This window comes from Haloarcula vallismortis ATCC 29715 (assembly GCF_000337775.1).
Taxonomy (GTDB): Archaea; Halobacteriota; Halobacteria; order Halobacteriales; family Haloarculaceae; genus Haloarcula; species Haloarcula vallismortis.
The window spans coordinates 1-8,052 of record NZ_AOLQ01000026.1; the positions used below are offsets into that span (position 1 = coordinate 1).

Genomic DNA, 8,052 nt, shown 5'->3' on the forward strand with positions numbered 1-8,052 from the left:
AGCACTGCGTGCTTACTTACCGGGAGCATTGTCCGCGGCCCCGTTCGCGGCCGAACTTGCATTCTCTGCGGCCCCAGCCTCACTGCCGCCAGGGGTCATCCCGCTGATCGTCTCACCGAGGCCACCAGACTCATCGCCGGCTGCGGAGCTGACCTCAGCCAGGAGGTTCCCGACGAAGTCCGGGACCTGTGTGGGAAGATCTGTCGGCGGGCCTGCCTGCATCGCCATCTGCGCCGTATCGGTTGCGAACTGGACCATCGTCAGCGGATCTGTTTCGAACATTGCAACTCGACGTATCGGGTGAGTGGTGATAAGGGGGGTAAGCCATGAGGCCGATTTGGGCCTGATTTTCGCCAAATAAACGCGAGTAAATCACGGATAAATCGCTTTGTCCCAGCTTGTTGCGTCGGAATTGGCATGTTGGTGGCCATCGGGACTGAATCGTGCGGGCCGCGGCCGTAGCGAACTCGCACACGTTTACTCGGGGCCTACTATTGGATTGTTCGGTGATGGGGCGGGCAGCATCGCTACGAGCGCGTTGAGGCCGTCTGGACCGGCTGTCAGCGGCGCGGGACTGGGCGGGAGATCGTGACGACGACGTGGCGGATTTGAGATTCAGCTTGGATCTTTTCACTGGCAGGGCGCAGAAACGGCTGGTCAGTAGGTGTGCGAAGCTAACAGGGCGCGATGGACGTCCCAGATCGTCGAATCGTTTGGTTCTCAGTGACGAGATAACTCGCATTTGAGACTAAATCGGCCACAGTACCGTCTTTTTCCCACGAGTAGGGGCGCTGGACGTTGACGACAACGCCATCCTGAGTTCGATTTATTACGGTCGCCTCCGCACTTGTGGTGAATTCACCGGTTTCTCCATAGGTGAGGCAACTAGCATTCTGAAGGCGGGCAGAGACATATTCCGTCTCAGCCTCCAGAGCTCGATCTGTAGCCTCACTTTCCATGATGCTCGCTTGCTCACTGGGGCTGTTACACCCGCTGAGAAGCAGCACTCCAGCCACGATAACCATGAAAATCGCACGATTGTGCATGTGTGATGTTCTTCGATTTTGGGTAAGTGCTTTGTCCTCAATCACGTCTCCTATGATTCAGAGAGCAAATATATCGAATATCGAGTACGTGAAATGACGTGTTTATTGCCTGTGTTGACTAATTCCAACACTGAGTCCTGAAACTTGTACTGTGCCAGACTCGCGCATTTAATCTTGTACATCAGGATGAATGGCGTCAAATCTGGTAGTTCCTTTAGTGGTCAGTCTGCACGCGAATCAGTCACTGATTGGCGATGGTCCGTGCTGATATATTATTTAAGCCCGGAGAGTGAACTCTGCTCACTGCCCTTCATGATCAAAGAAATTGCGCTGAGTGAGCCAGTTCGCGGATGGGGATTAGTACTCAAAAAGGGGGTATTCGGTAAGCCATCTCGCGGACTCGGATTACTATGGTTGACCGGGGCACTCGTCCTCTCGAGCCAATACGTATACTACTGGACCCTCGGTGGTTCTCCCCCGATATTCACGATTATTTTTTCAGTTGGACTCGCGCTATCTGGAATCGCTGAGTGTCTTCCCAAGAATCGACGGCGAACAGCCGGTATGTTTCGTATAACAGCGATTCTCGTACTGGTGGGTCTAATAGTGGGCGCATTCTTCGGACTGGAATTCCTCATCTGACCCTATCCGATCACCAGTGGATGGGCACACCAACCTGACGCTGTTTTTCGCGCGAATCGAGGCCGTCTGGAACGGGTGCCAGTGGGGGGTAGCCGGTTGGGTGGTCGTGACGACGATGCGGCGGATTTGAGAGCTGGATTTGCTTTTTCACTACGAAGAGTCAGAACCGACTGGTCAGTGCGCATGCAAATTTACCGAAAGAGGCACCTTCCGTTGATGTTGAGCAAATGTATGGACACTCTACGACAGTTGTACCGTAGACTGGATAACCGAGTACGGGAGCTATCTCGTGTGTCGTACGCTCTTCTTATCGGCCTTGTTTCCGCTGTGAGCGTATTCGCTGTTAGAAGCGTCTTGCCGGGTGAGGGGAGTTTTGGACCAATCGCAATGGGTGTTTCAATGGCCATCATTTACTATGCGTTCAACCCGAATAACAAGAACTGACGCGAACTGACTCCCGTACTGACCAACTCGCCCGCGAACGACTAGCCCAGGGCCGACCGCTGTTTCTCGGCGTCGACGACGTGGGTGCAGCGTATTACTGGGACAGCTACGAGTTCGCTGTGGCTGTTGTGGCGGCTGCTGGGAACGCCGAGAAAGTTGAGCTGGCAGCGACGCCCTTTGAGACGCTTTCGGAGTGGTGTGAGTACACGCGCTCGGAGCGCGGCTGGGATATCGGCCCACACGCCGGTGGGTCGCTCGTCGACGATCTCATTCGAGGTGTTGGGGCATGAAGAGGCAGTCTGTGGCCGACGCGAAGGGCTTCGTCTACGAGCCCGTGCGTGGCCCGAAGCGGAAGATCGAGTTCGAACCGCGGAGCGATGGTGGGTTTGAACGTATCGAGGCCGTCTGGAACGGCTGTCAGTGGCGCGTGACCGGGCAGGAGGTCGTGACGACGATGCGGCGGATCTGAACGAGGTGTCAGGCTCTTTTCACCGCAAGGAGTCAGAACTGACTGGTCAGTACGCATATGCAAGCAATGGTTATTTCAATATACATATGACATAATTTGACTGTGTCCCGCCCAGATAATCGAAAGCCCGCTGGTGGTGCCCTCATTATCGCCGGCTTCACAATCATCGTTATCGGGTTTATTCTTGTCCCTCACCCCGGTGAAGCTGCGGCAATACACGAAATCGAGCGGACCGTCGATGCGGATGAGGTTCCACAGACAAAAAACGTCGTACCAGTTAGCGATCTATCCCCAGCAGCGAAGTCCGCATTTCAGGAAACGCAAGCTAGCAACGGCGAGCACGTCATTTACGGCAAAGAGAGTCACCCATCTGAATGGCGTTACTCCGACGATGTCGGCTACTATTACATCCAGAGTGATGGTAGAATATACGAAATGACGACGAGAGGAGCTTCACCACAAATCCTCGACTATATCAAAATAAGTTTATTTTTATTCACTGGAATCTCACTGTCTGGTGTGGGAGTCCGATGGCTACAACAGAATTGAGGTCACTATCGAGAGACTACCGTATTAAAACCGACCGCAAATGAACTCAAATCCCACTCCGAGCCTGATGGAAGTTGTAGCCGTTATACCCAATCCTTTGATCGCTGAATAGGTAATGTACTGACCGACTCTCTCACCAACTACTGACCAAGAGCTGACCGCTGTTTCTCGGCGTCGACGGCAATGGTTCGGACCACTACTGGGACAACGATGTGTTCTCCGTTGTCACAACTGATGACAACACCGATGCCACGCTGGCAGGCGCTGGATACGCTCCAACAGGCCGGTGTGTCGGTGTTCGTTTCGATGTCGCCCACATATCCAACCATGGACGAGGATGACTTCCACGAGCTACTCAGCTACTTCAGAGCACTCGGTGAGGTCGTCGTCTTCCACGAGCCGATCAACCCACGCGGCGCGAACTTCCAGCAGTGTCTCGATGCCGCCCAGCAAGCCGGCTACGACGACGTTGTCGAAGAACTCCAGCAGATGCAGGAGAGTCGCCAGTACTGGGTCGAGTACGCCCTCGACCAACTGAACACGGTCCAGCAGGTGGCGACGCGATTCGACGGCCTGCAGGTGCATTCTTGGCCTGATGACGAACTCGTGCGGTCGACAAGCGGCCAACTCCGCTCGAAACTCGAAGCTATGCAGCAAGCAGTCTCACCGGAATCATTCTCCGAGTATGCGCCAGACACGTCGCCGGAGCAATCCGAATTAGCTCGGGATGGCGAGTCCGTGGATCATCTCATCTAACGACCAGCAGGTCGTTTGTCGACGGGCCATCTTTTCTCGATTAAGAGCCGGCCCACGCAGCTAACCAACAACTGGAACGACGATGACTCAATGTTGGTTAGCCGCGCCTCGCTGAACTGTTCACTCACCGACTTCGTCCGCAACGCTCCCGATCTCCTTGTCAGTCATCCATATGTCAGTCATCCATACACCTCGTCAAGAATCCCGTTCGGATGGTGGAAGCATGGTCGAGGTGCCGGTTGCCGACGCGAAGGGCTTCGTCTACAAGCCTGTCAGGGTCCCAAGCGGAAGATTGAGTTTGAACCACGGTCGGCTAGAAGTTTCGGGGCATGGTTTCAGACGGACACTTGGCCCGTTGAAGCTGTGTCCAGAACGGACGATCTGGTGATCGTCGCGGGTTTCAGACGGACACTTGGCCCGTTGAAGCCCCAGTCTCGTAGGGAATATCGTGGTCTATAGCACTCTATATCACTATCAACTAACCGCTCGAATAGTGGATTTATAGGCCTTGAGCTCCGTAATACAGATATGATTCAACGGGTGTGGGAAACGGTCAAACAGTACCTTGGATCTGATTCGGAGAACCACGCCACAGTTGATGCGTGCATAGAGTGTGGGGAACCATCGTTCCCTGGCGCTGGCCGTTGTGTCGAGTGTTTGGACAACTAACGGACGGCCAGGCAGGCACTGTTCCTCACTAGTGGCAGCAGTGCCAGCACACCAGAGATGCAATGTAGCGCATGATTCCGGTTTTAGATACGCTCATCCTGAAACTCGACAAACACTTAAACCACAAAATCTCGAAGGCATTCGCCAGACAGATGCTGTTTCAACAAGTGATTCACCCTCAGTATTCTCACTTTGGTTACTGGAGCGGCGACTGTGACTGTTCCGGACGCGAGACAAGTGTGAGTTCAACCGTCTGCTCTGTCCCATCACGAAGGATGGTCACTTCAAGTGTGTCACCCGGCCGAGTCTGTAGTGCAAGGTAACTCGCTAGATCCTCGAAGGAGCGCATCGGCTCTCCGCCGACTGTAAGAATAATGTCTCCACCAACGGGAACACGGGTTCCATTTACGAACTCGATGTCGCTCGGTTGGAGCACACCGTCGGCTGGCCCGCCGCGAACTGTCTGTACGACTAACAGCCCGCGAGGCTCACTCATCTCGTTTGCGTCCGCAATCGTCGGTGTAACGTTCTGTAACGACACACCCATGTACGCGTGCTCATATTCTCCGGTTTCAATGAGTTCGGGAACGACTTGCTGGGTGAGGGCGGCCGAGATTCCGAACGCGATGTTGTCCCCACGCTTGGAATTGACAACGCCGATGACCGCGCCATCAAGCGACACTAGTGGTCCGCCACTGTTCCCGGGGTTCACCGCAGCATCGGTCTGAATTGCATCCGGAATTCGATATCCTGCAGGTGACGGGATAAGCCGGTCGAGACCGCTAATAATACCGGACGTGACCGTTCCATTCAAGTCATATGGGTTCCCGATTGCGACGACTTCTTGTCCGATGACGGGACTGTCTTGGATGAACGACAGCGGTTCCGTTGTATCTGGAATTTCGTCTACGGAGATGACAGCGAGATCGCTGTGGGAATCAGTCCCCAGCACTGTCCCGTCACTCCACGTCCCGTCATGGAAGCGGAGTTGTGCCTGTGATGCGGTGCCAGCGACGTGTGCGTTCGTGACGATATGCGAGCTATCATACAGAAACCCAGTTCCTTGTCCTTGTCCTGTGTCTACTAATACGACTGATGGAATTGTTTCTCGATAGACTTGGGTGTACTTGCCGCCCTTGTTTGATGATGTGGAGTCCACTTGCTGCGTCTCTGGCTGTGATGGCTCTGTACTAGACGAAGGGGTGTTGCTACAGCCTGCAAGCGCTGCTGTGAGAGCAACACTTCCGGCTTTCAAAAACCGACGGCGGGTAGATGTCTCTTTGGACATCTTCAGCAGGAGGATCGGTTGTGAGTCTTGTAGGCTTTGTGTCCTCAGAAACGACTCATTCAGAGAGTTTTCAGCGAGTGTCGTCCTCGCTTTCGATTGGTGAGTCGCTGGAAGTTCGTGAGGGTTCCTCGCTGGGCGTGTCATCCCAAGCGGAACACCGAGTTCGAACCACGGAGTGATGGCGGCTTCGAGCGCATCGAGGCCATCTGGAACGGCTGTCAGTGGCGCGTGACCGGGGAGGTCGTGATGGTGGTGGGGCGGGTCTAAGCGTCAATTATCGCTCAGAGACCGTTGGAATAGCCGCTCAGTGGATCGACAACCTGAACAAGCACGTTGGGTATCGCCGGAACTAATGCATTGATTCGGCAGTTTCAGAGTATGTCCTCGGACTCAGACGCCCTTCTCCAGTCAATCCGACGGTGGGTAATGGCCGCAGTATTATTACTTGGAATCGGCACTATTGTGCTTGCTAACACCGGGTTTATCATTACGGATTATCAAGACGGGCTGCTTTTTGCTGGGGCAGGTGGTGTTGGTGGTTTGATTTCCCTGGTTGCGGGACTGAGAATCCTCGGAACATTCAGTGAAGATACAAATCGGTCCGTGGACTGACTGTCCTGATCGACTCTTGAGCGAACGACTGACCCGGCGTCCGCTATTCTGAGCGTCAATAATGGAGACCGGCAACGCCCGAAGCCGATCTGCAAGCGAGTGGGTCTCTACTCTAATGAGAGGTTGCAGTGTGTTTGTTCAAGCGCGTTGGGCTGTTTCCTCGAAGGGCTGGACAACAACGAACCCACTCTCACCGTCGAAGGACATCTGATACGTCTCACCGGATGACTGGCCAATGGAATCGCTCAGGCTGCGGTCCGTATCGATGCTTGGCGAGAGGTCACTTGACCAAGCGACAGTTGCGTCTGGGTCGGTCTTGACGGGTGGTTCAAGCACCAGCGGGTCGCCGTGTGTGGTGACCGCAATCATGCCAGGACCCGAGAGGAACACATTCGTCAGGCCGGCCGCGGAAGCCCCGCCGATGCTCCCGATAGTTCCGATTTCGTAGTCGACGCTCGATTCGAAGGCAAGCACATCGTTTCCGTTGACCGAGAGGGCCTCTGACTCGTCGAGAGAGAGAATTTGAACCTTTTTACCCTGATCAGCGATGTACACATGGCCGTCGCCTTCGACTTCCATGACGGGTGTCCCTTCACTTGAGACCTGGTCCTTGATGAACCCAGTTAGTCCACCTTCTGCTGAGGACTTGCCGGTGAATGTGAGGTTACCCTCGTAAGCCACCATTGCTCCAGCCTTGGTGAGTACTGTGCCGTCGACATCAATGTCAAGCAGTTTGCTACTTTCCAGTTCAAACCGCGCCTGGCTCTCATCTGGTGCGTTCTGCGAGACGAAATCGTTCAGTTCCATTAGTATCTCAGGGTACGGGGACCCTGCTCGAATATTTGATGACCTGTCAAATAAAAGTGCAACTTTGCAGCCTACATTTCACTCGATCATACGACAAGGATACATACAGTACTCAGGTTGTCACTTCGCTTTTGTACTGAACCGCTTCATCTCCCGGCTGTCGCTGTCCAAGTTGCACTCGCCTCGACAGCACTCTCGAACGTGAGATGCGCTACTTCTGGCGGCGTATCTTCACCACCGCCAGCGGGGAGGAACTGGAATCGAATTTGGTCGCCAGTTTCTCCAAGCCGAGCTTCAAGAGTCACGATATCATCCTGTTCAGCAGTGACGAATTCACGACGAACAACCGTTTCACCGCCAGCGGTTTTAGTATCGAGTGTGGCATCAAACTGCTCTAATTTGGTGTTGACCGAGACTCTGACAGGGCTGTCACCGGTATTCTCAACGACCAGTGTCCCACCTGGATATTCGGGAGTCTGATTATTACCTGGGAACATTTCTGTGCATCCTGAGAGAGATAACAGGCTAGCACTGCCAACAATCGCACGTAGATAACGTCTTCTTTGCATACCGACATAACCGAAGCAGTACCAAAATGTCTTCTCATAGTATAGTAGTCGCCGTGAATGCGGCTTTGAGACGCACTTGAGTGGCTGAAACAACTGCTCGGCATGTCTGTGAAGAAGTCAGAATAGCAATAGATATTTCACCATACATGGAGAAGCCATCTCGCAATGACCTCCACAAGGGCGAGGCAATACATCACGCTC

10 protein-coding genes are annotated in these 8,052 nt (G+C 54.0%); 6 read left to right on the plus strand and 4 right to left on the minus strand.

What is annotated here, in order from left to right; genetic code table 11:
* Window positions 1-12 precede the first annotated feature (12 nt).
* The gene (locus C437_RS07395) at window positions 13-282 is read right to left on the minus strand and encodes a hypothetical protein (protein ID WP_004516304.1); all 270 of its coding nucleotides are present in this window, start codon (window positions 280-282) and stop codon (window positions 13-15) included.
* A gap of 1,846 nt (window positions 283-2,128) precedes the next feature.
* Between C437_RS07395 and C437_RS07405 the strand changes: the two genes are divergently transcribed.
* From C437_RS07405 to C437_RS07415, 4 genes are all read left to right on the plus strand, one after another.
* Window positions 2,129-2,422 carry a hypothetical protein gene (locus C437_RS07405; protein ID WP_049919671.1) on the plus strand — a complete coding sequence of 98 codons (294 nt, stop codon included), beginning with the start codon at window positions 2,129-2,131 and terminating at the stop codon, window positions 2,420-2,422.
* The gene (locus C437_RS07410) at window positions 2,419-2,601 is read left to right on the plus strand and encodes a hypothetical protein (protein ID WP_004516307.1); all 183 of its coding nucleotides are present in this window, start codon (window positions 2,419-2,421) and stop codon (window positions 2,599-2,601) included. The genes C437_RS07405 and C437_RS07410 overlap by 4 nt, the downstream gene beginning before the upstream one ends.
* A gap of 102 nt (window positions 2,602-2,703) precedes the next feature.
* Window positions 2,704-3,150 carry a hypothetical protein gene (locus C437_RS19800; protein ID WP_004516308.1) on the plus strand — a complete coding sequence of 149 codons (447 nt, stop codon included), beginning with the start codon at window positions 2,704-2,706 and terminating at the stop codon, window positions 3,148-3,150.
* Between the two features lie 246 nt (window positions 3,151-3,396).
* Entirely contained in the window at window positions 3,397-3,906 is a 510-nt protein-coding gene (locus tag C437_RS07415) for a hypothetical protein (RefSeq protein ID WP_004516309.1), read from the plus strand.
* A gap of 865 nt (window positions 3,907-4,771) precedes the next feature.
* Here the strand turns inward: C437_RS07415 and C437_RS07420 are convergent.
* Complete coding sequence (locus C437_RS07420) at window positions 4,772-5,734, minus strand: S1C family serine protease (RefSeq protein ID WP_394324837.1); 963 nt, start codon at window positions 5,732-5,734, stop codon at window positions 4,772-4,774.
* A 228-nt stretch (window positions 5,735-5,962) separates the two neighbouring features.
* Here C437_RS07420 and C437_RS20555 point away from each other — a divergent pair, with 228 nt between their 5' ends.
* Window positions 5,963-6,130, plus strand: coding sequence for a hypothetical protein (locus C437_RS20555; protein ID WP_169331085.1), 168 nt, complete (start codon window positions 5,963-5,965; stop codon window positions 6,128-6,130).
* A gap of 159 nt (window positions 6,131-6,289) precedes the next feature.
* Window positions 6,290-6,475 carry a hypothetical protein gene (locus C437_RS20130; protein ID WP_139175353.1) on the plus strand — a complete coding sequence of 62 codons (186 nt, stop codon included), beginning with the start codon at window positions 6,290-6,292 and terminating at the stop codon, window positions 6,473-6,475.
* 138 nt (window positions 6,476-6,613) lie between these two features.
* On the opposite strand, the gene C437_RS07425 is transcribed toward C437_RS20130, so the two are convergent.
* Both C437_RS07425 and C437_RS20135 read right to left on the minus strand, forming a co-directional pair.
* Window positions 6,614-7,282 carry an AIM24 family protein gene (locus C437_RS07425; protein WP_004516311.1) on the minus strand — a complete coding sequence of 223 codons (669 nt, stop codon included), beginning with the start codon at window positions 7,280-7,282 and terminating at the stop codon, window positions 6,614-6,616.
* A 146-nt stretch (window positions 7,283-7,428) separates the two neighbouring features.
* A complete protein-coding gene (locus C437_RS20135; protein ID WP_139175352.1) occupies window positions 7,429-7,851 on the minus strand; it encodes a hypothetical protein in 423 nt (140 codons plus the stop codon).
* Window positions 7,852-8,052: the final 201 nt, after the last annotated feature.

Coding starts and splice junctions, on each gene's coding strand:
- C437_RS07395 (WP_004516304.1), bottom strand. CDS start 282: ATGTTCGAAACAGATCCGCTGACGATGGTCCAGTTCGCAACCGATACG.
- C437_RS07410 (WP_004516307.1), top strand. CDS start 2,419: ATGAAGAGGCAGTCTGTGGCCGACGCGAAGGGCTTCGTCTACGAGCCC.
- C437_RS07415 (WP_004516309.1), top strand. CDS start 3,397: ATGCCACGCTGGCAGGCGCTGGATACGCTCCAACAGGCCGGTGTGTCG.
- C437_RS20130 (WP_139175353.1), top strand. CDS start 6,290: ATGGCCGCAGTATTATTACTTGGAATCGGCACTATTGTGCTTGCTAAC.
- C437_RS07425 (WP_004516311.1), bottom strand. CDS start 7,282: ATGGAACTGAACGATTTCGTCTCGCAGAACGCACCAGATGAGAGCCAG.
- C437_RS20135 (WP_139175352.1), bottom strand. CDS start 7,851: ATGCAAAGAAGACGTTATCTACGTGCGATTGTTGGCAGTGCTAGCCTG.